We start from the raw sequence: 23,474 nt of genomic DNA on the forward strand, positions 1-23,474 counted from the left end.
GACGGCCCGATGGCCGAGACCCAGACCACGTACACCGACGACGTACCACCCGGCTCGCTGATCACCCAGGACGGGCAGATCCAGTGGGCCGGCCTGCTGATGGGACCCGGCACCTCCTTCGGGGTCGACAGCAGCGGGCTGACCGGCTGGGAGGACCTGCCGGAGATCCAGAGCGGTGACGCCGACCGGCCCACCGACCACGGCGCCTGGCCCGGCGCCCGCTACGCCAAGTCCCGCCTGGTCGGCGGCCAGGTGTGGCTGCTGCCCGACCCGGTGGGCGGCGAGGACGCCGCGCTGGACACCGTCAGGACGCTGCGGCGGGCGCTGGCGCTGCGCGACGAGGAACGCTGGCTCGCGGTCCGCGTCCACGGCGAGACCCTCGCGGTGCGCGCCCGCGTCAACCAGCGGGTGATCCCGACCGACCAGGCCTACGCCACGCAGGGCGTGGCCAAGGCCGCGGTGCAGTGGATCGCCACCGACCCCCGCCGCTACCAGCCCACCGAGCGGGTGGTCGGCACCCCGCCGCCGGAGCCCGAGGTCGGCCTGACCTGGCCGCTGGTGTGGCCGCTGGACTGGGGCCAGGCCACCAGCACCGGCGACGTCATGGCGGAGAACGACGGCTCGGCGCCAGCGCACCCGGTGATCACCTTCCAGGGGCCGTGCGCCCGGCCGTCGGTGACGCAGCAGGGCACCGGGCGCAAGCTGAGCTACGACATCCAGCTGGCGGACACCGACCAGCTCGTGGTGGACACCGGCGAGGGCACCGTCACCCTCAACGGCACCGCGTCGCGCCGCTACACCGCGACGCCGGACAGCGGCCCGGAGGAGCTCTTCACCTTCGACTCCGGCGTGTCCGAGCTGTCCTTCCGTGCCGACACCAGCACCCCCGCCGCGCGGATGACCGTGACCTGGCGCAGCGCCGAGTGGTGACCCGGACACCCCCGCCCCGGGCCGCCCGGTCCGCCGGGGCCCGCCCCGACCCGACCTCCCCGAACGGAGTGACCCCATGAGCGCGACCGTACGATCGTCCTGGCTGCTCGACAGCGGCCAGACCCGCGAAGACACCCGGCTCACCCAGCTCGGCGCGACGCTGCCCGCCGATCCGGTGAAGGTGCAGAGCGGCATCCTGCCCGGCTCCACCGACGGCGGCGCCTCCCGTGTGGGGGCGTTCTGGCTCAAGAACCAGACGGCCATGGGCGCGACCGTGCTGCCCGGACGCGCCGTCATCCAGGGCCTGGCGACGCAGGGCGCCTACGCGGTGACGCTCGCCGAACCGGTCGTCCTGACCTTCCAGGACGGCGAGCAGCAGGACCGCATCGACCTGGTGTGCCTGCAGGTCCTGGACTCCTCCTACGACTCCAGCGTGCAGACGTCCGTGAGTCTGCAGATCATCAAGGGCCAGTCCGGCGCGACCCCGCAGCCGCCCGCGCTGCCGGCCCTCGCGCTGCCGCTCTACCACGTCCGGGTCCCGGCGGGCGCCAGCGCGGGCAACACCGGCATCCTGTGGGCCTCGGCCGTCGAGGACCTGCGGGTGACGACCGTCTCGACCGGCGGCGTCCTGCCCGTGTACGGCAACACCGCGGTGCCCGGCGCCTACTACGGCCAGCTGCGCGACCGCGGCGACCTGCTGGAACGCTGGGAGAACGGCGCCTGGGTCGCGTACTCGCACGCGCTGGGCGGCATCATCCCGACCGGGTCCGGCATAGCGCCCACCTACGTCGGCCAGTACCGCGACAGCAGCGGCAAGCTGCAGCGCTGGAACGGCACGGCATGGGACACCGTGCTCCCGGTCACGCTGGCGTTCGTGAACTCGGCGGACGCCGGCAGCGTCTCCTCCACGACGTACGGGACCGTCCTGGGCGACCGGCCGGCGGGCGCGTTCACCGCCTCGTTCACCGCGCCGCCCACCGGCGCGGTGCTGGTGACGCTGGGGGCCGCGATCCACACCACCGGCGACAACGCCACGACCGGTTACATGACCGCGCAGGTGACGCAGGGCAGCACCGTGATCGCGGCCGCCAGCGACGACCGGGCCGCGCTGGGGACGGGCGCCTACTCGACGTCCGCGGTGACCACCTTCCGGGTCGGCGGACTGACGCCCGGCGCGGCCAGTCAGGCCACGGCGTACTTCCGCTCGACCGATGCCACGAAGAGCACCTGGTTCGACAACCTCTTCATCCGCATCGAGCCCGCGGTGTAGCCCCGCGGGCCCGGGCCCGGCACCCCCCCGGTGCCGGGCCCCCGGCACGCCCGCCACCGGTCCGATCGACCTCTCGTGCAAGGAGACCCCATGACCGTCCGCAGTTCCTGGCTGCTCGACAGCGGCCAGACCCGCCAGGACACCCGTCTGTCGCCCCTGGGCACCTTCACCCCCACCTCCCCGCTCGCCACCCGCTCCGGCGTCATCCCGGGCTCGGCCGACGGCACCACACGCCTGTCCGGCTTCACCGCCACCGGCACCGGCATGACCGTCACGGTCTTCCCCGGGCGGGCCGTCGTCCAGGGCTCCGAGCTGCAGGGCGCGTACCCGGTGGCGCTGACCGAGCAGGTGTCCCTGACCGTCCCGGACGGCGACCCGCAGCCGCGGATCGACCTGATCGTGCTGCGCGTCTACGACAACCTCTTCGACTCCAAGGGGCTGTACGAGGCGTCGGTGGAACTGATCGGCGGCGCCGCCGGCCCCCTCCCCCAGCCGCCGCCGCTGCCCGCCGGCGCGCTCGCGCTCTACCAGATCACCGTCCCGGCCGGGGCGAGCGCCGGCACCAAGCCCATCCAGTGGGAGACCGCGCTGAGCGGGCAGCGCACCGCCACCGTCGCGGTCGGCGGCATCCTGCCCGTCACCAGCGACACCACGCCCGGCGCCTACCCCGGCCAGTACCGGGACGCGGGCGGTTCGCTGCAGCGCTGGGACGGCACCGCCTGGCAGCCGTACCCGCCGGTGCCGCAGTGGCAGGACTGGACACCGGTGTGGACCACCTCCACCGGCAGTGCCCCGCCCTCCTTCGGCAACGCGCAGCTCAAGTGCCGGTACGTCCAGGACGGCCCGACCGTGCACGCGAAGGTCGACATCCAGTTCGGCAGCAGCACCGTCTTCGGCGCAGGCGCGACCTACTCCGACAACTGGACGTTCTCACTGCCGGTGCCGGCCGTGGCCGGTGTGGCCGGCGGGGGCTTCGCCGAGATGGAGGCCAATTCCGCGGGCTCGATCTGCATCGCCCGGCTCTACGTGCTGGACACCCATCACTGGGGCCTGGCCACCTCCTCCGGCCGGGTCGACGGCACGGCGATCACCACCACCGGCTACGTGGACTCCGTCACCCCCTGGATCTGGGCGAACCAGCACACCATCCGGGGGACCTTCAGCTACGAGGCGGCGGTATGAGCACCCCCGCCGGCCCGGTGACCACCCCGTACCGGGCGATCTTCTGCGACCTGCGCACGGACGAGACCATCGACGTCCTGCCGCTGTCACAGGTCTCCTTCGACGACTACATCGGCAAGCCCGGCTCGCTGGACGGCACCATGCCGCTGCCCAACGCCGCGCTGGCCGCCCGGGCCCAGCACGTGGTGGAGGGCCGCACCGCGGTGTACATCGAGCGCGGCGGCGACCTGTGGTGGGGCGGCATCGTCTGGACCCGCACGCTGGCCAGCGACACCTCGGGCATCCTGACCCTCGGCATCCAGGCGGCGACCTTCGACTCCTACGCCGCTCGCCGCGTCATCCGCCGCCCGCTGGCGTACAACCAGATCGACCAGCTGCAGATCGTCCGCGACCTGTGGGACTACATGCAGAAGCCGCCGCCGGGCGACCCCCAGGGCCCCGGCGACCCGGGCACCCCGGCCGACCCGTTCTACGGCGGCGACATCGGCGTCACCTACGACGACTGGGGCTCCACCGTCTTCACCTCGGCGTCCTGGAACGACGGGGACGAGACGGTCGTCGCCGACGCCGTCGACACCCTGGCGAACACCGACACCGGCTTCGAGTACCACATCGCGGTCTACCGCGACCCGGTCACCGGCCTGCGGGTACGGCGGCTGCAGCTCGGCCGCCCCGACGACACCGACGCGTCGCCGACCGGGCAGGTCGCCAAGATCCGCAACGGCACCACCGACCTGGTCCTGGACCAGCCCGGCGCGATCCTGTCGTACACGCTGCCCTACGACGCCACCCGCGGCGGCACCACCGCCCGGGCCCGCGGCGCGGACGTCAGCGACGACCAGTCGACGCAGGGCGGCCCGATCATCTGCCCGGAGGTCGTCGCCGCGGACCTGCTGCAGGGCGGCTTCCCGCGCATCGACCTGTCGTCGGACAACAGCACGGTGACCGACGTCCCGACGCTGACCTCGCTCGCCAAGGCCCAACTGGCCACGTCCCGCGGGTCGGTGATGATCCCCGACATCGTCATCCGGCTCGACGACCTGGTGCCGCCGGCGCTCCTCGGCCGCACCGCCCGGGTGCGGATCACCGACCCCTGGTTCACCGACGGGCTGGACGCGCGCTACCGGATCATCGGCGTCAAGGTCACCCCGCCCGAACGCGGCGCGCCGGAGACCGCGGAACTGTTCCTGGAGGACGTCTGATGCCCGCACTCCCCGAGGACATCATCGACCGGCTCCGCGCCCTGGAGAGCCGCGTCAAGCAGCTCTACACCGCGGCCAACAGCCGCCCGCCGCTGAACAAGTTCACCAACGGCACCCTCCAGGTCTTCGCGCCCGGCGCGACCGACCCGATCTTCGAGGTGGGCCACGGCACAGGCCAGGAGTACGGGCTGTCGCTGCGGCGGCAGACCGGGGAGCCGGTGCTCGACGTGTGGAGCGGCTCCGCCTCGGCCACCGCCACCACCCTGCAGCCGTTCCGCATGCACGACCCCTTCGACCACGAGCTGATCTCGGACGACATCAAGACCGGCGGCCTGGCCCGGCCCTGGCTGGCCATGCTCGCCCCGCAGGACACCTCCCACCCGCACTGGCCGCAGACCACGGCGACGACGTGGACGACGGTCGCCCGCTCGCAGAACCCCCTGTGGCAGCCGAAGATGCGGCTGCTGATCGCCACGGCCACCTCCACCGGCGCCACCGGGCAGGTCCGCGTGCTGGTCAACGGCACTCCCTGGGGCGACCCGGTCAACGCCGGCGCCAACCTGGACCGCACCGACTTCACCGTTCCCGCCGCGAGCTTCACGACGGCCTTCGGCACCTCGTTCACCGTCGAGATCCAGGCGATGCTCACCAGCGCCGCCGGAACGATCTACGCCCAGACGGTGGCGATGTACGGCACCCAGTCCTGACGTCCCTCCAGCACGAGGAGATCCAGCCATGGACATCGACACCACCCAACCGTGGGGCGTCGCGATCGACTACGCGGGCCGCGCCACCGTCACCGACTCCGGGCACACCGTCTTCCTGCGGATCTACGACAACAGCCTCGACCCGGTCGCCGAACCCGACTCGCTCACCGGGCAGTACCCGCCGGTGTACGTCACCGCGCAGATCAGCGAGGACGGCGACCTCGGCAGCCAGGTGCGCGGCTTCGGGCAGATCGTGGTCCCGCCCACCGGCACCGACCCGGTGACCCCGGACCAGCGGGCCGCCCAGTCCGCGGTGGCCGCCGCCGTCGCCGACTTCGACGCCCGCGTCGCCGCTTACGCGGCGCTGTGCACGCAGTGGACCGCCACGCCGCCGACCGGCGGCTGACCCGGCGGCCCGCCGCACCCACACCGCTCCCGGCCCGCCCGGCACGCCCGGGCCCGCCGGGAGCACCCCTTCTGGGGACCACCCACCTCGGGAGAACCACCATGGCCACACCCCTGTCCGCCGACGTCCTGGTCGCGGCCCTGAAGCACGAGGGCGTCACCGTCGTCGAACACCTCGGCTGGCGCACCCACAACCGCGCCGGCCACGGCCCCTGGGGGCCGGTGCACGGCGTCGTCATCCACCACACCGTCACCTCCGGCACCGACGGCAGCGTCGCCCTGTGCTGGAACGGCCGGTCCGACCTGCCGGGTCCGCTGTGCCACGGCGTCATCGCCAAGGACGGCAGCGTCCACCTGGTCGGCAACGGCCGCACCAACCACGCCGGGCTCGGCGACGGCCAGGTCCTGGCGGCCGTCGTCGCCGAACGCCCGCTGCCGGCGCCGCGCGTCAACGACACCGACGGCAACCGGTCCTTCTACGGCTTCGAGTGCGTCAACATGGGCGACGGCAAGGACCCCTGGCCCGAGGCCCAGCTCGACGCCATCGAGCGGGTGTCGGCCGCGATCTGCCGCGCCCACGGCTGGCACGCGCCCTCGGTCATCGGCCACAAGGAGTGGACCGACCTCAAGGACGATCCGCGCGGCTTCTCCATGGACACCCTGCGGTCCCGGATCGCCACCCGCCTGGGACACGCCGCCGCCGGTACCGCCACGCCTCCCCCGCCCGCTCCCGCGTACCAGCCCTACCCCGGAGCCGAGTGGTTCAGGAAGCAGCCCGACTCCCCGATCGTCACCGCCATGGGCCGGCGGCTGGTCGCCGAGGGCTGCTCGGCGTACCGCGTCGGTCCCGGCCCGCAGTGGAGCCAGGCCGACCGTGACAGCTACGCGGCCTGGCAGCGCAAGCTCGGCTACCGCGGCGCCGACGCCGACGGCTGGCCCGGAGCGTCCTCGTGGGCCGCGCTGAAGGTCCCCCGGACGGCCTGACCACTGTCATCCCCGAAGCGAAAGGTGGACACCATGTCCGATGCCGCACAGCGCACCCTGCGCACCGTCGTCCAGACGCTGGTCGCCGTGTGCGTGCTGCTGCCGTCCGCGGTCTCCTCGTCCGGGCTGACGGCGACGCTGCCGTGGGCGGCGGGCGCGGTCGCGGTCGCCGGCGCGCTCAGCCGGGTGATGTCGCTGCCCGGGGTCCAGGCGCTGCTCCCGTCGTGGCTCGGCACCGGCCCGGCCGTCAACGGGGACCGCGCGCTGCGTGCCCTGCCCGACCCCGCGCCCGTCGACGCAGACGGGAACGCAGACGGGAACGGAGACGGTGATGCGCCCGCCGCCTCCGACGGCGATGCCGCGGCGGCCGCGCCCAAGGCCGGTTTCGGCTTCACCGCCGGCACCGCGCCCGCGGCCGCGTCCGGCGGCGGCACGCAGGGCGGGACCGACGGCGGAACCGAGGAGGGCAGCGGTGCTTGATGACCGGAGTCTGTCCGATCCGGCCACCGTGGCCCTGGAACTGGAGCGGCTGCGCGGCACCGTGGAGGCCGGCTTCGCCCGGGTCGACGGCGCTCTCGCCCTGCTCGTCCAGCGCAGCGACCAGACCGACCGGCAGCTCGCCGACCACGAGGCCCGCCTGGACTCGCTGGAGCGCGCCCGCTGGCCGCTGGCCAGCATCGGCGCGCTGGCCGCGGTGGCGACGGTCGTGGTGGCGGCGCTGGAGATCCTGGCGCACTGAGCCCGGCCCGCCGGGCCGCGCCGCCGGCGGACGGCACGCACGAAAAAGGGGGCGGCGCCCCGGGACCGAGTCCCGGGGCGCCGCCCCTTTTCGCGTTGCGCGCTCTCCTGCCGGAGGCTGCGACGGTCAGCCGTTGTACGGGCCGTAGTCGTAGTCCTCCAGGGGCACGGCCTGGCCGGACCCCGTGCCGAACGGGCTGTAGTCGATGTCGTCGTAGCCGACGGCCGAGTACATCGCGGCCTTGGCCTCCTCGGTCGGCTCCACCCGGATGTTGCGGTAGCGGGACAGGCCCGTACCGGCCGGGATCAGCTTGCCGATGATGACGTTCTCCTTCAGGCCCAGCAGCGAGTCCGACTTGGCGTGGATCGCCGCGTCCGTCAGCACCCGGGTCGTCTCCTGGAAGGACGCCGCCGACAGCCACGACTCGGTGGCCAGCGACGCCTTGGTGATACCCATCAGCTGCGGACGACCCGAGGCCGGGTGACCGCCCTCGGAGACCACACGCCGGTTCTCGGTCTCGAACCGGCCGCGCTCGACCAGCTCGCCGGGCAGCAGCTCCGCGTCGCCCGACTCGATGATCGTCACCCGGCGCAGCATCTGCCGGATGATGATCTCGATGTGCTTGTCGTGGATCGACACACCCTGCGAGTTGTAGACCTTCTGCACTTCCTGCACCAGGTGGATCTGCACCTGACGCTGGCCCAGGATGCGCAGCACGTCGTGCGGGTTGGTGGCACCCACGGTCAGCTTCTCGCCGACCTCGACGTGGTCGCCCTCGCCCACCAGCAGACGGACACGCTTGGAGATCGGGTAGGCGATCTCGTCGGCGCCGTCGTCCGGGGTGACGACGATCTTCTTGGTCTTCTCGGTCTCCTCGATCCGCACCCGGCCGGCCGCCTCGGAGATCGGGGCGACACCCTTCGGGACACGGGCTTCGAAGAGCTCGACGACACGCGGCAGACCCTGCGTGATGTCCTCACCGGCGACACCGCCGGTGTGGAAGGTACGCATGGTCAGCTGGGTACCGGGCTCACCGATCGACTGGGCCGCGATGATGCCGACGGCCTCGCCGATGTCCACCAGCTTGCCGGTGGCCAGCGAACGGCCGTAGCAGTACGCGCAGGTGCCGACGGCCGACTCGCAGGTGAGGATCGAGCGGGTCTTGACCTCCTCGACACCGTGCTGGATGAGCTGGTCGATCAGCACGTCGCCCAGGTCGACGTTGGCGGGGGCGATGACCTTGCCGTCCACCACGACGTCCTCGGCGAGCATGCGCGCGTACACGCTGGTCTCGACGTCCTCCGTCTTGCGCAGCGAGCCGTCCTCGCCGCGCTCGGCGATCCGCAGCTTCAGACCGCGCTCGGTGCCGCAGTCCTCCTCGCGGATGATGACGTCCTGCGAGACGTCCACCAGACGACGGGTCAGGTAACCCGAGTCGGCGGTACGCAGCGCGGTGTCGGCCAGACCCTTACGGGCACCGTGCGTGGAGATGAAGTACTCCAGCACGGACAGGCCCTCACGGAAGGACGCCTTGATCGGACGCGGGATGGTCTCGTTCTTGGCGTTCGAGACCAGACCACGCATACCCGCGATCTGACGCATCTGCATCATGTTTCCGCGGGCGCCCGAGTCGACCATCATGAAGATCGGGTTGGTCTTCGGGAAGTTGGCGTTCATGGCCGCGGCAACCTCGTTGGTCGCCTTGGTCCAGATGCCGATGAGCTCGTCCGACCGCTCCTGCTTGGTGATCAGACCGCGCTCGTACTGCTTCTGGACCTTCTCGTCCTGCGCCTCGTAGGAGGCGATGATGCCCTTCTTGGCCTCGGGCACCACGACGTCGGAGATGGCCACGGTCACGCCGGACCGGGTCGCCCAGTGGAAGCCGGCCGCCTTCAGGTTGTCGAGCGTCGCCGCCACGATGACCTTCGGGTAGCGCTCGGCGAGGTCGTTGACGATCTCGGAGAGCTGCTTCTTGCCGACCGCGTAGTCCACGAACGGGTAGTCCTCGGGCAGCAGCTCGTTGAAGAGCGCGCGGCCCAGGGTCGTCCCCAGCCGGATGCTGTCGCCCAGCTGGTACGGGTCCTCACCCTCGGCGGGCTCCGGCGGGGTCCAGCCGCGCGGCGGGACGGTGCCCACCGGGAAGCGGATCTCGACCGGCGCCTGCATCGACAGCTCGCGGTTGTCGAACGCCATGATCGCCTCGGCGGTCGACCCGAACGCCCGGCCCTCGCCCTTGACCTCGCGCTCCTCGGAGTCCGTGGTCAGGAAGAACAGGCCGAGCACCATGTCCTGGGTCGGCATGGTGACCGGGCGGCCGTCGGCCGGCTTGAGGATGTTGTTCGAGGACAGCATCAGGATGCGGGCCTCGGCCTGCGCCTCCGCCGACAGCGGCAGGTGCACGGCCATCTGGTCACCGTCGAAGTCCGCGTTGAACGCGGTGCAGACGAGCGGGTGGATCTGGATGGCCTTGCCCTCGACCAGCTGCGGCTCGAAGGCCTGGATGCCCAGGCGGTGCAGGGTCGGCGCACGGTTCAGCAGCACCGGGTGCTCGGCGATGACCTCTTCCAGCACGTCGTACACGACCGTGCGGCCGCGCTCGACCATGCGCTTGGCCGACTTGATGTTCTGCGCGTGGTTCAGGTCCACCAGGCGCTTCATCACGAACGGCTTGAAGAGCTCCAGCGCCATGGCCTTGGGCAGGCCGCACTGGTGCAGCTTGAGCTGCGGGCCGACGACGATCACCGAACGGGCGGAGTAGTCGACGCGCTTGCCGAGCAGGTTCTGACGGAACCGGCCCTGCTTGCCCTTGAGCATGTCGGACAGCGACTTCAGCGGACGGTTGCCGGGGCCCGTCACCGGGCGGCCGCGGCGGCCGTTGTCGAAGAGCGCGTCGACGGCCTCCTGGAGCATGCGCTTCTCGTTGTTCACGATGATCTCGGGCGCGCCGAGGTCGAGAAGCCGCTTCAGGCGGTTGTTGCGGTTGATGACGCGGCGGTACAGGTCGTTCAGGTCGGAGGTCGCGAAGCGGCCACCGTCGAGCTGCACCATCGGACGCAGGTCCGGCGGGATCACCGGGACGCAGTCCAGCACCATGCCGTTGGGCTTGTTGGTGGTCTGCAGGAACGCCGAGACGACCTTGAGGCGCTTGAGCGCACGGGTCTTCTTCTGGCCCTTGCCGGTGCGGATGATCTCGCGGAGGCGCTCGGCCTCCTCGTCCAGGTCGAAGGACTCCAGGCGCTTCTGCAGCGCCGCGGCACCCATCGAGCCCTGGAAGTACGTGCCGAAGCGGTCGCGCAGCTCGCGGTAGAGCAGCTCGTCGCCCTCCAGGTCCTGGACCTTGAGGTTCTTGAAGCGGGCCCACACCTCGTCGAGCCGGTCCAGCTCGCGCTGGGCGCGGTCGCGCAGCTGCTTCATCTCGCGCTCGGCGCCCTCGCGCACCTTGCGGCGCACGTCGGCCTTGGCGCCCTCGTTCTCGAGCTCGCCGAGGTCCGCCTCCAGCTTCTTCTGCCGGCCCTCGACGTCGGCGTCGCGGCGCTGCTCGACCTGCTGGCGCTCGACGGAGACCTGGGCCTCCAGCGACGGCAGGTCGCGGGTGCGGCGCTCGTCGTCCACCCACGTGATCATGTACGCCGCGAAGTAGATGACCTTCTCCAGGTCCTTCGGGGCGAGGTCCAGCAGGTAGCCGAGGCGCGACGGAACACCCTTGAAGTACCAGATGTGGGTGACCGGCGCGGCCAGCTCGATGTGGCCCATCCGCTCACGGCGCACCTTGGCGCGGGTCACCTCGACGCCGCAGCGCTCACAGATGATGCCCTTGAAGCGGACACGCTTGTACTTGCCGCAGTAGCACTCCCAGTCCCGGGTGGGGCCGAAGATCTTCTCGCAGAAGAGCCCGTCCTTTTCCGGCTTGAGGGTGCGGTAGTTGATGGTCTCCGGCTTCTTCACTTCGCCGTGCGACCAGGTCCGGATGTCGTCCGCGGTGGCGAGGCCGATCCGCAGCTCGTCGAAGAAGTTGACGTCGAGCACTGTGTCGTCAATCCCTCTCAGGGTTGATTCTCAAATGGTCTGAACGGGTCGTGGGGTCCGCCCGGCCCTCGGGTGGAGGGCCGGGCGGCTACCCGTCAGACCTCTTCGACGCTGCTCGGCTCGCGCCGGGACAGGTCGATTCCGAGCTCTTCCGCGGCGCGGAACACGTCCTCGTCGGTGTCCCGCATCTCGATGGACATGCCGTCCGAGGACAGCACCTCCACGTTGAGGCAGAGGGACTGCATTTCCTTGATGAGCACCTTGAAGGACTCGGGAATGCCGGGCTCGGGGATGTTCTCGCCCTTGACGATGGCCTCGTACACCTTCACGCGGCCGAGGACGTCGTCGGACTTGATGGTCAGCAGTTCCTGGAGTGCGTATGCGGCGCCGTACGCCTCCAGCGCCCACACCTCCATCTCGCCGAATCGCTGCCCGCCGAACTGCGCCTTACCACCCAGCGGCTGCTGGGTGATCATCGAGTACGGACCGGTGGACCGGGCGTGCAGCTTGTCGTCCACCAGGTGGTGCAGCTTCAGGATGTACATGTACCCGATCGAGATCGGGTCCGGGAACGGCTCGCCGGAGCGGCCGTCGAACAGCCGTGCCTTACCGGAGGGCAGGACCAGGCGGTCGCCGTCGCGGTTCGGGATCGTCGACTCGAAGAGACCGGCGATCTCGTCCTCGCGGGCACCGTCGAAGACCGGGGTGGCCACGTTGGTGTCCGGGGCGACCTGGTCGGCCTCGATGGCCTGCAGGCGGCGCGCCCACTCCTCGCCGATGCCGGAGACGTCCCAGCCCTGCTTGGCCAGCCAGCCCAGGTGGATCTCCAGCACCTGTCCCGGGTTCATGCGGGACGGGACGCCGAGCGGGTTGAGGATGATGTCGACCGGGGTGCCGTCCTCCAGGAACGGCATGTCCTCGACCGGCAGGATCTTGGAGATGACGCCCTTGTTGCCGTGGCGGCCGGCCAGCTTGTCGCCGTCGGTGATCTTGCGCTTCTGCGCCACGTAGACGCGCACCAGCTGGTTCACGCCGGGCGGCAGCTCGTCGCCCTCCTCGCGGTCGAAGACGCGCACGCCGATGACCTTGCCGGTCTCGCCGTGCGGCACCTTCAGCGAGGTGTCGCGGACCTCACGGGCCTTCTCACCGAAGATCGCGCGCAGCAGCCGCTCCTCCGGGGTCAGCTCGGTCTCGCCCTTCGGGGTGACCTTGCCGACCAGGATGTCGCCGGCGACCACGTCGGCGCCGATCCGGATGATGCCGCGCTCGTCGAGGTCGGCCAGCACCTCCTCGGAGACGTTCGGGATGTCCCGGGTGATCTCCTCGGGGCCCAGCTTGGTGTCACGGGCGTCGACCTCGTGCTCCTCGATGTGGATCGAGGACAGGACGTCGTCCTGCACGAGGCGCTGCGACAGGATGATCGCGTCCTCGTAGTTGTGGCCCTCCCACGGCATGAACGCGACCAGCAGGTTCTTGCCGAGCGCCATCTCGCCGTCCTCGGTGGACGGGCCGTCGGCGAGCACCTGGCCGGCCACCACGCGGGCGCCCTCGTCCACCAGGACCTTCTGGTTGAAGGAGGTGCCCTGGTTGGAGCGGTTGAACTTGGCGATCCGGTAGGTGGTGTACGTGCCGTCGTCGTTGGTGACCGTGACGTAGTCGGCGGACACCTCCTGGACCACGCCGTCCTTCTCGGCCTTGATCACGTCGCCGGCGTCGACCGCGCAGCGGTACTCCATGCCGGTGCCGACCAGCGGCGACTCCGCCTTGATCAGCGGCACGGCCTGGCGCATCATGTTCGCGCCCATGAGGGCGCGGTTGGCGTCGTCGTGCTCGAGGAACGGGATCATCGCGGTCGCGACCGACACCATCTGGCGCGGCGAGACGTCCATGTAGTCGACGTCGTCACCGGGGATGTAGTCGATCTCGCCGCCACGGCGGCGGACCAGCACGCGGGACTCGGCGAACCGCAGGTCGTCGGTGAGCGGCGCGTTGGCCTGCGCGATGACGAAGCGGTCCTCCTCGTCGGCGGTCAGGTAGTCGACGTCGTCGGTCACGACACCGTCGACGACCTTGCGGTACGGCGTCTCGATGAAGCCGAACGCGTTGACCCGCCCGTAGGAGGCCAGCGAGCCGATCAGACCGATGTTCGGGCCTTCCGGCGTCTCGATCGGGCACATGCGGCCGTAGTGCGAGGGGTGGACGTCACGGACCTCGAAGCCGGCCCGCTCACGGGACAGACCACCAGGGCCGAGCGCGTTCAGGCGGCGCTTGTGCGTCAGGCCCGACAGCGGGTTCGTCTGGTCCATGAACTGCGACAGCTGGCTGGTGCCGAAGAACTCCTTGATGGAGGCGACGACCGGCCGGATGTTGATCAGGGTCTGCGGCGTGATCGCCTCGACGTCCTGGGTGGTCATGCGCTCGCGCACGACGCGCTCCATCCGGGCCAGACCGGTGCGGACCTGGTTCTGGATGAGCTCGCCGACGTTGCGGATGCGGCGGTTGCCGAAGTGGTCGATGTCGTCGACCTCGACCATGATCGAGCGGCCCGAGGCGCCGACCGTCTCGGCCTCACCGGCGTGCAGCTTCACCAGGTACTTGATGGTGGCGATGACGTCGTCGGTGGTGAGCACGCCGGCGTCCAGCGGCTCGTCCGCGCCGAGCTTCTTGTTGACCTTGTAGCGGCCGACCTTGGCCAGGTCGTAGCGCTTGGGGTTGAAGTACAGGTTCTCCAGCAGCGTCTGCGCGGCCTCCTTCGTCGGCGGCTCGCCCGGGCGCAGCTTGCGGTAGATGTCGAGCAGCGCGTCGTCCTGGCCCTGGGTGTGGTCCTTCTCCAGGGTGGCGCGCATCGACTCGTACTCGCCGAACTCCTCGAGGATCTGCTCGGTGGTCCAGCCGAGCGCCTTGAGCAGCACCGTGACCGACTGCTTGCGCTTGCGGTCGATGCGGACACCGACCATGTCGCGCTTGTCGATCTCCATCTCCAGCCAGGCACCCCGGGACGGGATGATCTTGGCGGAGAAGATGTCCTTGTCGGACGTCTTGTCGATCTGGCTGTCGAAGTAGACACCCGGCGAGCGGACCAGCTGCGAGACGACGACACGCTCGGTGCCGTTGATGCAGAAGGTGCCCTTGCTCGTCATCAGGGGGAAGTCACCCATGAAGACGGTCTGGGACTTGATCTCGCCGGTCTCGTTGTTGGTGAACTCGGCGGTGACGAAGAGCGGGGCGCCGTACGTGAAGTCGCGCTCCTTGCACTCGTCGAGCGAGTTCTTCGGCGGCTCGAAGCGGTGGTCACGGAACGTGAGTGACATCGACCCGGAGAAGTCCTCGATCGGGGAGATCTCCTCGAAGATCTCCTCCAGACCGGACTTCCTGGGGACGTCCTGCCCACTTTCCAGGGCCGCCTCGACCCGGGCCTTCCACGCGGCGTTGCCGAGCAGCCAGTCAAAGCTCTCGGTCTGGAGTGCGAGGAGGTTCGGAACTTCGAGCGGTTCACGGATCTTCGCGAAAGAGATGCGCAGCGGGGCAGTGCTTGCGCCGTTGTTCGAATTGGCAGTCGAGGCGTTGCGCGAGGCGGCCAAGAGGGGGTCCTTCCGAGGGCTCGGACTCACTACGCGCATACCGGTCCGCCCCTGAGCGTTGAGGAAAAGCCCTGATGACAGGCTTCCTCAGTGATGCTCAGACAGGGGCATGCCGCTGGTGACGGGCCAGGCAGCAGCTAACAGGCAGCGCAAAGGGTCAGTGTAGCCACTTGGCCCACTGATGTCCAGGCTGAGATTCGGAGTACCGAATCGTCGCCCCCTCTGCCCGTCTCGCGGGCCCGGCTCCCCCTCGGAATCGGGACCCGGATCCGCTCTCGTCACGCTGCATCCCCATGCATTCCCGCATCTCCGCCGATCCATGCATCGGACCCACAAGAAGGTGCCGGAGCCGCGGGGAGTCCTGGCGAACCCTGCTGCGACCTGCTGCCTGCGGCGCCCCGGCCCGTTCCGACCCGTGCGGCGACGCGTCCTGAGAATTGCGCGATGCGTGCCGTACGTCAAGGGCCTGCCGTCCGGGAGATCGAAAACGCCCGAGGGCGGCCACCCGATCGGGTGGCCGCCCTCGGGCGGGTGGAGCAGGCGCTCCCCGGAGGTGTTACTTGACCTCGACCGAGGCGCCGGCGCCCTCGAGCGCCTCCTTCGCCTTGTCCGCGGCCTCCTTGTTGGCCTTCTCCAGGACGGGCTTCGGGGCGCCGTCCACGAGGTCCTTGGCCTCCTTCAGACCCAGGGAGGTCAGCTCGCGCACGACCTTGATGACCTGGATCTTCTTGTCGCCGGCGCCGGTGAGGATGACGTCGAACTCGTCCTTCTCCTCGACGGCCTCGGCGGCGGCGGCACCCGCGCCACCCGCGGCCGGGGCGGCGGCGGCGACGGCCGCGGTGACGTCGAACTTGTCCTCGAACGCCTTCACGAACTCGGAGAGCTCGATGAGGGTCATCTCCTCGAACTGCGCGAGCAGGTCGTCCTGGCTGAGCTTCGCCATGGTGGCGGTCCTTCCACTAATTCGGCTGGTGCCGGATGTACATGTCGGCGGGCAGTCGGCCCGCTGTGACCGGTGCCTGCTAGGTCAGGCGGTGGTCAGAGTGCGAGCCGAATTACTCGGCACCGCCCTGCTCGGCCTTCTTGGCGCGAAGCGCGTCCGCGGTGCGGACGAACTTCGAGGGAAGCGCCTGGAAGAGCGCGGCAGCCTGCGACTGCTTGCCCTTCAGGGCGCCCGCCAGCTTGGCGAGCAGAACCTCGCGGGACTCGAGGTCCGCAAGCTTCTTGATCTCGTCGGCGGACAGCGCCTTGCCGTCAAGGACACCGCCCTTGATGACGAGAGCGGGGTTGTCCTTGGCGAAGTCGCGCAGACCCTTCGCCGCCTCGACCGGGTCACCGGTCACGAAGGCGACGGCCGACGGACCCGCGAACAGGTCGTCGAGCAGGTTGATCCCGGCCTCGTTGGCCGCGATCTTGGTCAGCGTGTTCTTCACCACGGCGTACGTGGCGTTCTCACCGAGCGAACGGCGCAGCGTCTTGAGCTGCGCCACGGTGAGACCGCGGTACTCGGTCAGCACTGCGGCGTTCGAGGAGCGGAACTGATCCGTCAACTCGGCAACCGCGGCAGCCTTGTCGGGCCTCGCCATGAGTCTCGGCCTCCTTCCGGGTGATTGCGGACCGCCCGGCAGTGAAGGAGGGGACTCGAAACGACGAACGCCCCGGGCGCAGGCGCACGGGGCGTGACTCGACGGAAGTGACGAGCACTCCCGGAGTAACGTTCCAGAGTCACCTGCGCGGGCCGTCCGCATCCAGCGGATCCTTCGGCCGTCCCACCCCGAGCGGGGCATGACGGCAACCAGCGGTCTTTGGCTTCCCCGAGAGATTACGGGACCCGCCCCCCGCGGGGCAAATCGCCCCCGGGAGGCCGGGCCGCTCAGGCCTTCGCGGGGGTCCGCCCGCCGGGCCGCTCAGGCCTTCGCGGGGGTCCGCCCGCCGGCCAGCTCGGCGAAGTCAGCTCGGCGAAGTCCGCGGTGTCGGACGCCGGCGGAGCCGTCACCCGTACGGTCAGCCCGAAGTGGGCGTAGTAGACGGTGGCGCTCATCGTGCCGGACTTCGTCGTCGTCCGGGTCACCGCCTTGACCGGCAGGCCGTCCTTCGACACCCAGAGGTCGATGGACTCGGTCGACGCCCCCTCGGCGCGGAGCTGCTCCCTGAGCTTGGCCCGGTCGGCCGCGCTCACCCCGGGCACCTGCCGGTCGGCGATCTGCGCGGTGTCCAGCGTGCCCGTGTAGTGGGTGGCCGTCACCCCGCGCACGTTCTCCACCCCGACCTTCCGCACGTTCGGCGAGGAGAGCGCCAGCTGGACCGACTGGGCCGGGTCCGCGTTCTTGGCCATGCCCTTCACGTACGAGCCGCTCGCGCCCGCCCGTGCCGAGAGGTCGTTCCAGCCGTAGCGGATCCAGTGCTTGCCGTGGAGCTGCGCGGTGATCGCGGGCACGCTCATCCGCACGTAGTACGCGTCCGGCGTGTACCTCACCTGCTCGGTGGTCGACATGCCCTGCTTCCGCAGCATCGACGCGAGCCGGCCCCCGGTGAAGCTCATCGTCATGGCCGAGTGCACGCCGTCCGACCAGTCGTACGCGCCCTTCATCGTCATCGACATGACGTTGCCGTACGACAGGGTGCTCTCGACCGCGGCCGAGTGGACCGTGCCGGTCTTCTTCTGCACGAGCGCCAGCGCCTGGACGGCCTGCGTCGTGACGTCGCGGCCGGCCGGGGTGGCGGCCGGCTTCCCCGCGGGGATCGTGGCGCCGCCGGACGAGGCCGAGGTGCCCAGCGGCCCGCAGGCGGCCAGGGACAGCAGGACGGCGGCGGAGGCCGCCGCGGACGCGGCGGCTCGGACGGTACGCATGGGTTCCCCCCCAACGCGTGGGAGGCCCGCTGCCCCCCGGAGCAGCGGAACCCTATCGCACACCCCGCGCAACGCGGCGGCGCCCCGCGCCCGGATGACCGGGAGCGGGGCGCCGCGGGAAACGCTGCGAACCCCGGGCGTCAGACGGACGCCGGGTCCTCCTCGACGAGGAGGTTGCGGGTGCGGTTCGGGTCGACCTGGATGCCGGGGCCCATGGTCGTGGAGACCGCGGCCTTCTTGACGTACCGGCCCTTGGCCGCGGACGGCTTCAGACGCAGGATCTCGTCCAGCGCCGCCGCGTAGTTCTCCACCAGCTTGGAGTCGTCGAAGGACACCTTGCCGATGATGAAGTGCAGGTTCGAGTGCTTGTCGACGCGGAACTCGATCTTGCCGCCCTTGATGTCCGTGACCGCCTTCGCCACGTCGGGCGTCACGGTGCCGGTCTTCGGGTTCGGCATGAGGCCACGGGGACCGAGCACGCGGCCCAGGCGGCCGACCTTGCCCATCAGGTCCGGGGTGGCGACGACGGCGTCGAAGTCCAGCCGGCCCTTCGCCACCTCGTCGATCAGTTCGTCGGAGCCGACGATGTCGGCTCCCGCGGCTTCCGCGGCCGCGGCACGGTCACCGGTCGCGAAGACCAGGACCCGGGCGGTCTTGCCGGTGCCGTGCGGGAGGTTCACGGTGCCACGGACCATCTGGTCGGCCTTGCGCGGGTCGACACCCAGGCGGAAGGCGACCTCGACGGTCGAGTCGAACTTGGTGGTCGCGGTCTCCTTGGCGAGACGGACGGCCTCCAGGGGCGCGTACAGGCGCTCCCGGTCGATCTTGGCGTCCGCAGCGCGGAGAGACTTGCTGCGCTTGCTCACTGCTGCTCCTACGTTTCTCGGAGTCGTGGTCCAGGCCGAGCAGGCCCTGCCACTGGTGCTTGGTCGTACGGGGTGATCACGCGAACGAAGGCGTCAGCCCTCGCCTCATTTCGCTCGGGCTTCCTGCTCGCTCGCTCCGCGGACGGCCTCGTTCCTCGGCCGGCCACTTCGCGAGCTCGGGCGTCAGCCCTCGCCTCATTTCGCTCGGGCTTCCTGCTCGCTCGCTCCGCGGACGGCCTCGTTCCTCGGCCGGCCACTTCGCGAGCTCGGGCGTCAGCCCTCGACCGTGATGCCCATCGAACGCGCGGTACCCGCGATGATCTTCTCCGCGGCGTCCAGGTCGTTCGCGTTGAGGTCGGGGAGCTTGGTGGTGGCGATCTCCCGGACCTGGTCGCGCGTCAGCTTGGCGACCTTGGTCTTGTGGGGCTCGCCGGAGCCCTTGTCCACGCCCGCGGCCTTCAGGATGAGCTTCGCGGCCGGCGGGGTCTTGGTGATGAACGTGAAGGTCCGGTCCTCGTAGACCGTGATCTCCACCGGGATCACCATGCCGCGCTGCGACTCGGTGGCCGCGTTGTAGGCCTTGCAGAACTCCATGATGTTCACGCCGTGCTGGCCCAGCGCGGGGCCGACCGGCGGGGCCGGGTTGGCCGCACCAGCGTTGATCTGGAGCTTGATCAGCCCCGTGACCTTCTTCTTCTTGGGAGGCATTGCTCTCTCTCCGGGTCTTGTTGAGAGTTTCCATGCCTGCGAGCAGGCATACCGCACCACGATAACGGGTAACGCCCCGTGCTCCTAATGAACGAAGGGTCTACGCGTGGAGAATCTTTGACATGAACACTTCCCATGGCCGGGTTCCGCTTGCTACTAAGTGGTAGCCAGCTTTCCTGCCATGGAGGTTCCGTGAGACTGACCAAGTCGTTAGCAGCCTTCGCCACACTCGTCCTCGCCGTCGTCTTCGGCGTGGTCGCCGCAGGTCCGGCCAACGCGGCCGGGCCTGCTTACGTGGCACTGGGGGACTCGTACTCGGCCGGCAACGGCGCGGGGAACTACGACAGCGCCAGCGGCAACTGCCACCGCAGTTTCAGCGCGTACCCCTACCTGTGGAAGAACGCGCACTCCCCCTCCTCGTTCGCCGACACCGCGTGCTCGGGTGCGGTGACGACGGACGTGACCAACAGCCAGCTCGGTCCGCTCAACTCCTCGACCGGCCTGGTCTCGATCACCATCGGCGGTAACGACGCGGGCTTCTCCGACGTCATGACCACCTGTGTGACCGGCTCCGACAGCGACTGCGTCAACCGCGTCAACACGGCCGAGAACTACGTCAGGAACACCCTCCCGGCCCGGCTGGACGCCACCTACAACGCGATCCGCTCGCACGCGCCCAACGCGCGGGTGGTCGTGCTGGGGTACCCGCACATGTACGACCTGTCGGCGTGGTTCTGCGTCGGCCTGAGCGACACCAAGCACCAGAAGATCGACGAGGCGTCGGACGTGCTCGACTCCATGCTCGCGTCGCGTGCCGCCGCCCACGGCTTCGCCTGGGGTGACGTGCGCTCCACGTTCAACGGCCACGAGCTCTGCTCCGGCGACGACTACCTGCACTCCCTGGTCGTCTCCCCGAGCTGGGAGTCCTACCACCCCACCGCCACCGGCCACTCCGCCGGCTACTACCCCGTCCTCAACGCCAACGACTGACCCTTTCTCCACCCCCGCCAGGGCCCACCCCTGGCGGGGGTCAACCGGCCTCGGCGCCGCCGATGCGAAAGAGCCCCCGTCCAACGGCGAACCGCTGGGCAGGGGCCCTTTCGGAGCTGAGAGAACCTAGTTCTTCTGGATCTGGTCGAAGCTGAGCTCGACCGGGGTCTCGCGGCCGAAGATCTCGACGAGGCCCTTGACCTTCTTCGAGTCGGCGTTGATCTCGTTGATCGTGGCCTGCAGGGTGGCGAAGGGGCCGTCGGTGACGGTGACCGAGTCGCCGACCTCGAAGTCCAGCACCTGGACCTCGACCTTGCGCGGCTGAGCGGTGCCCTCGGCGATCGCCGCGGCCTCGGCGGCGGCCTCCACCTCGGGGGCGAGCATCTTGACGATCTCGTCCAGCGTCAGCGGGTACGGGTCGTAGGCGTTGCCGACGAAGCCGGTGACACCCGGCGTGTTCCGGACGACACCCCACGACTCGTTCGTCAGGTCCATGCGGACCAGCACGTAGCCGGGGAGCTTGTTCTGCCGGATCGTCTTGCGGTCGCCGTTCTTGATCTGGACGACCTCTTCCTGCGGCACCTCGGCCTGGTAGATGTACTCCTCGACGTTCAGCGAGACGGCGCGCTGCTCGAGGTTGGCCTTCACCCGGTTCTCGTAACCGGCGTAGGTGTGGATCACGTACCACTCGCCGGGCAGGGTCCGCAGCTCCTCGCGGAACGCCGCGACCGCGTCCACCGGCTCGGCGGCCTCGCCGTCACCGGAACCCTCGGGCGCCTCCGCGGCTTCGTCGTCGGCGGCCTCGGCCGATGCGCCGTCCTCGACGGATGCGCCGGCCTCCGCGGACTCGTCCTCGTCCGCAGCCTCGGTCTGCGACGCCTCAGCGGACTCCGCGGCCTCGTCGTGCTCGGCGGCCTCGGCCTCGCCGTCCGCAGCCTCGACGGACTCGAGAGCGAGCTCGTCGCCTTCGGCAGACTCGTCGGTGGCGGCGCCGTCGTACACGTTCGGGTCAGACACGGTGACTGCTTCTTCCTGACTTCGTGGGGTGGTTCGTGCGGGCGGGCACCTCGAAGGCGGGCGCCCCCCGCGGGGATCAGCCGAAGACGTGCGAGACGAGCTTCGAGAATCCCCAGTCAACCACGCTGACGAACGCGATGATGACCACAACGAAGACAATCACCACGGTGGTGTACGTCATCAGGTCGTTGCGACTCGGCCAGACGACCTTGCGGAGCTCCGCGATGATCTGGCGGTAGAAGAGAGCGAGGCGGCCGAGGGGACCCTTCTTGCCGCGCTTGCCTCCGCGGCGGCCCTTCTTCTCGGTCTCCTGGTCATCCTGAGTCGTGCCAGGCTCAGGGACGTCGATGGAGTCCGTGATCTCAGTCACTCGTCCTCACCTGACTCCGGTCGTGGCCATGCCGCGCCCGTCGCGCGGTACGGCGAGTGCTTATCCTGCCCACGCCCTAGGTGCCGGACGCGTGGAGCAGGGCCGGAGGGACTTGAACCCCCAACCGCTGGTTTTGGAGACCAGTGCTCTACCAATTGAGCTACGACCCTTCGACTCCCCCAACGTACAGCAGCTCAGCCGTCGGGAGGGCCATCGACGGATGAGTGTACGTGTTCAGCGGCTCCCCGTCGAACGCCTTGCTTCCGATAAGCCCGAACGGGGTCGTTCAACCCCTGGAACTCCCGTGCCGAGGGCCCTCCAGGTCTGGGACCATGCAGACATGAGCGCAGCTACTCCCGCAGCCACTCCGTCAGAACCGCCGGCCGGTCCGGCGACCCAGCGGCGGGTATCGGCCCGCGTCGGGTCGATCTCGGAATCCGCGACCCTCGCCGTGGACGCCAAGGCCAAGGCCCTCAAGGCCGCCGGGCGCCCGGTCATCGGCTTCGGCGCCGGCGAGCCCGACTTCCCCACGCCCGGCTACATCGTCGAGGCAGCGGTGGAGGCGTGCCGCAACCCGAAGTACCACCGCTACACGCCGGCCGGCGGCCTGCCCGAGCTGAAGGCCGCCATCGCCGCCAAGACGCTCCGCGACTCCGGCTACGAGGTCGACGCCTCCCAGGTGCTGGTCACCAACGGCGGCAAGCAGGCCATCTACGAGGCGTTCGCCGCCATCCTTGACCCGGGTGACGAGGTCATCGTCCCCGCGCCGTACTGGACCACGTACCCCGAGTCGATCCGGCTCGCGGGCGGCGTGCCCGTCGAGGTCGTCGCCGACGAGACCACCGGCTACCGGGTGTCGGTCGAGCAGCTGGAGGCGGCCCGCACCGCGCGCACCAAGGTCGTGCTGTTCGTCTCCCCGTCCAACCCGACCGGCGCCGTCTACAGCGAGGCCGACTCCGAGGCCATCGCCCGCTGGGCCGTCGAGCACGGCCTGTGGGTGCTCACCGACGAGATCTACGAGCACCTGATCTACGGCGACGCGAAGTTCACCTCGCTGCCGGCGATCGTCCCCGAGATCCGCGACCGCTGCATCGTCGTCAACGGCGTGGCGAAGACGTACGCCATGACCGGCTGGCGGGTCGGGTGGATCGTCGGCCCCAAGGACGTGGTGAAGGCCGCGACGAACCTGCAGTCGCACGCGACCTCCAACGTCTCCAACGTGGCCCAGGTCGCCGCGCTGGCCGCCGTCACGGGCGACCTGACGGCCGTCGCCGAGATGCGCGCCGCGTTCGACCGCCGCCGGCAGACCATCGTGCGGATGCTCAACGAGATCGACGGCGTCGTCTGCCCGGTCCCCGAGGGCGCGTTCTACGCCTACCCGTCGGTGAAGGCGCTGCTCGGCAAGGAGATCCGCGGCAAGCGCCCGGCCACCTCCAGCGAGCTGGCCGCCCTCATCCTCGACGAGACCGAGGTCGCGGTCGTGCCCGGCGAGGCGTTCGGCACCCCCGGCTACCTGCGGCTGTCCTACGCGCTGGGCGACGAGGACCTGGTCGAGGGCGTCTCCCGGCTGCAGAAGCTGCTCGGCGAGGCGACCGACTGACGCCCGCTTTCCTTTTCGGGTGGCCCCCGTTCGGAGAAACGGGTTC

The 23,474-nt window shown here is 70.1% G+C and carries 20 protein-coding genes and 1 tRNA gene; 11 read left to right on the plus strand and 10 right to left on the minus strand.

Annotated features, from left to right (window positions below):
• Positions 1–9: 9 nt before the first annotated feature.
• The 9 genes from K7862_RS10575 to K7862_RS10615 all read left to right on the plus strand — a co-directional run bounded on the left by K7862_RS10575 (position 10) and on the right by K7862_RS10615 (position 7,419).
• On the plus strand, positions 10–930 hold the full coding sequence (locus K7862_RS10575) for a phage distal tail protein (RefSeq protein WP_222962220.1): 921 nt from the start codon (positions 10–12) through the stop codon (positions 928–930).
• A 76-nt stretch (positions 931–1,006) separates the two neighbouring features.
• On the plus strand, positions 1,007–2,200 hold the full coding sequence (locus K7862_RS10580) for a hypothetical protein (RefSeq protein ID WP_222962221.1): 1,194 nt from the start codon (positions 1,007–1,009) through the stop codon (positions 2,198–2,200).
• A 90-nt stretch (positions 2,201–2,290) separates the two neighbouring features.
• The gene (locus K7862_RS10585; RefSeq protein WP_222962222.1) at positions 2,291–3,382 is read left to right on the plus strand and encodes a hypothetical protein; all 1,092 of its coding nucleotides are present in this window, start codon (positions 2,291–2,293) and stop codon (positions 3,380–3,382) included.
• A complete protein-coding gene (locus K7862_RS10590; RefSeq protein WP_222962223.1) occupies positions 3,379–4,584 on the plus strand; it encodes a hypothetical protein in 1,206 nt (401 codons plus the stop codon). Before K7862_RS10585 ends, K7862_RS10590 begins: the two co-directional genes overlap by 4 nt.
• Positions 4,584–5,291, plus strand: a complete 708-nt coding sequence (locus K7862_RS10595; protein ID WP_222962224.1) for a hypothetical protein — start codon at positions 4,584–4,586, stop codon at positions 5,289–5,291. Before K7862_RS10590 ends, K7862_RS10595 begins: the two co-directional genes overlap by 1 nt.
• Before the next feature lie 28 nt (positions 5,292–5,319).
• On the plus strand, positions 5,320–5,697 hold the full coding sequence (locus K7862_RS10600; protein WP_222962225.1) for an ATP-binding protein: 378 nt from the start codon (positions 5,320–5,322) through the stop codon (positions 5,695–5,697).
• A 101-nt stretch (positions 5,698–5,798) separates the two neighbouring features.
• Positions 5,799–6,680, plus strand: a complete 882-nt coding sequence (locus K7862_RS10605; protein ID WP_222962226.1) for a peptidoglycan-binding protein — start codon at positions 5,799–5,801, stop codon at positions 6,678–6,680.
• A gap of 33 nt (positions 6,681–6,713) precedes the next feature.
• Complete coding sequence (locus K7862_RS38440) at positions 6,714–7,160, plus strand: hypothetical protein (RefSeq protein ID WP_372461551.1); 447 nt, start codon at positions 6,714–6,716, stop codon at positions 7,158–7,160.
• Positions 7,153–7,419, plus strand: coding sequence for a hypothetical protein (locus K7862_RS10615; RefSeq protein ID WP_308011928.1), 267 nt, complete (start codon positions 7,153–7,155; stop codon positions 7,417–7,419). Before K7862_RS38440 ends, K7862_RS10615 begins: the two co-directional genes overlap by 8 nt.
• Positions 7,420–7,545: 126 nt before the next feature.
• On the opposite strand, the gene K7862_RS10620 is transcribed toward K7862_RS10615, so the two are convergent.
• The 7 genes from K7862_RS10620 to rplK form a co-directional block, all read right to left on the minus strand.
• Entirely contained in the window at positions 7,546–11,445 is a 3,900-nt protein-coding gene (locus K7862_RS10620) for a DNA-directed RNA polymerase subunit beta' (RefSeq protein ID WP_222962227.1), read from the minus strand.
• Positions 11,446–11,540: 95 nt separating this feature from the next.
• The gene (rpoB, locus tag K7862_RS10625) at positions 11,541–15,026 is read right to left on the minus strand and encodes a DNA-directed RNA polymerase subunit beta (RefSeq protein ID WP_222962228.1); all 3,486 of its coding nucleotides are present in this window, start codon (positions 15,024–15,026) and stop codon (positions 11,541–11,543) included.
• Positions 15,027–15,582: 556 nt separating this feature from the next.
• Complete coding sequence (gene rplL, locus K7862_RS10630) at positions 15,583–15,969, minus strand: 50S ribosomal protein L7/L12 (protein WP_222962229.1); 387 nt, start codon at positions 15,967–15,969, stop codon at positions 15,583–15,585.
• Positions 15,970–16,081: 112 nt separating this feature from the next.
• Complete coding sequence (gene rplJ, locus K7862_RS10635; RefSeq protein ID WP_222962230.1) at positions 16,082–16,612, minus strand: 50S ribosomal protein L10; 531 nt, start codon at positions 16,610–16,612, stop codon at positions 16,082–16,084.
• Positions 16,613–16,899: 287 nt separating this feature from the next.
• Entirely contained in the window at positions 16,900–17,877 is a 978-nt protein-coding gene (locus K7862_RS10640) for an SCO4651 family lipoprotein (protein WP_222962231.1), read from the minus strand.
• A 140-nt stretch (positions 17,878–18,017) separates the two neighbouring features.
• Entirely contained in the window at positions 18,018–18,743 is a 726-nt protein-coding gene (gene rplA, locus K7862_RS10645; RefSeq protein ID WP_222962232.1) for a 50S ribosomal protein L1, read from the minus strand.
• 273 nt (positions 18,744–19,016) lie between these two features.
• Positions 19,017–19,451 carry a 50S ribosomal protein L11 gene (gene rplK, locus K7862_RS10650; RefSeq protein WP_069462611.1) on the minus strand — a complete coding sequence of 145 codons (435 nt, stop codon included), beginning with the start codon at positions 19,449–19,451 and terminating at the stop codon, positions 19,017–19,019.
• A gap of 192 nt (positions 19,452–19,643) precedes the next feature.
• On the opposite strand from rplK, the gene K7862_RS10655 reads away from it, so the two are divergent.
• The gene (locus K7862_RS10655) at positions 19,644–20,441 is read left to right on the plus strand and encodes an SGNH/GDSL hydrolase family protein (protein ID WP_308011929.1); all 798 of its coding nucleotides are present in this window, start codon (positions 19,644–19,646) and stop codon (positions 20,439–20,441) included.
• 126 nt (positions 20,442–20,567) lie between these two features.
• On the opposite strand, the gene nusG is transcribed toward K7862_RS10655, so the two are convergent.
• The 3 genes from nusG to K7862_RS10670 all read right to left on the minus strand — a co-directional run bounded on the left by nusG (position 20,568) and on the right by K7862_RS10670 (position 21,998).
• Positions 20,568–21,458, minus strand: coding sequence for a transcription termination/antitermination protein NusG (gene nusG / locus K7862_RS10660; protein WP_222962234.1), 891 nt, complete (start codon positions 21,456–21,458; stop codon positions 20,568–20,570).
• Between the two features lie 76 nt (positions 21,459–21,534).
• Entirely contained in the window at positions 21,535–21,828 is a 294-nt protein-coding gene (gene secE / locus K7862_RS10665) for a preprotein translocase subunit SecE (RefSeq protein WP_222962235.1), read from the minus strand.
• A gap of 97 nt (positions 21,829–21,925) precedes the next feature.
• Positions 21,926–21,998: transfer RNA gene (locus tag K7862_RS10670), tRNA-Trp, on the minus strand.
• A 170-nt stretch (positions 21,999–22,168) separates the two neighbouring features.
• On the opposite strand from K7862_RS10670, the gene K7862_RS10675 reads away from it, so the two are divergent.
• On the plus strand, positions 22,169–23,428 hold the full coding sequence (locus tag K7862_RS10675; protein ID WP_222962236.1) for a pyridoxal phosphate-dependent aminotransferase: 1,260 nt from the start codon (positions 22,169–22,171) through the stop codon (positions 23,426–23,428).
• Positions 23,429–23,474 lie beyond the last annotated feature (46 nt).

The sequence above is a fragment of the Actinacidiphila acidipaludis genome (assembly GCF_019890725.1).
GTDB lineage: Bacteria > Actinomycetota > Actinomycetes > Streptomycetales > Streptomycetaceae > Actinacidiphila > Actinacidiphila acidipaludis.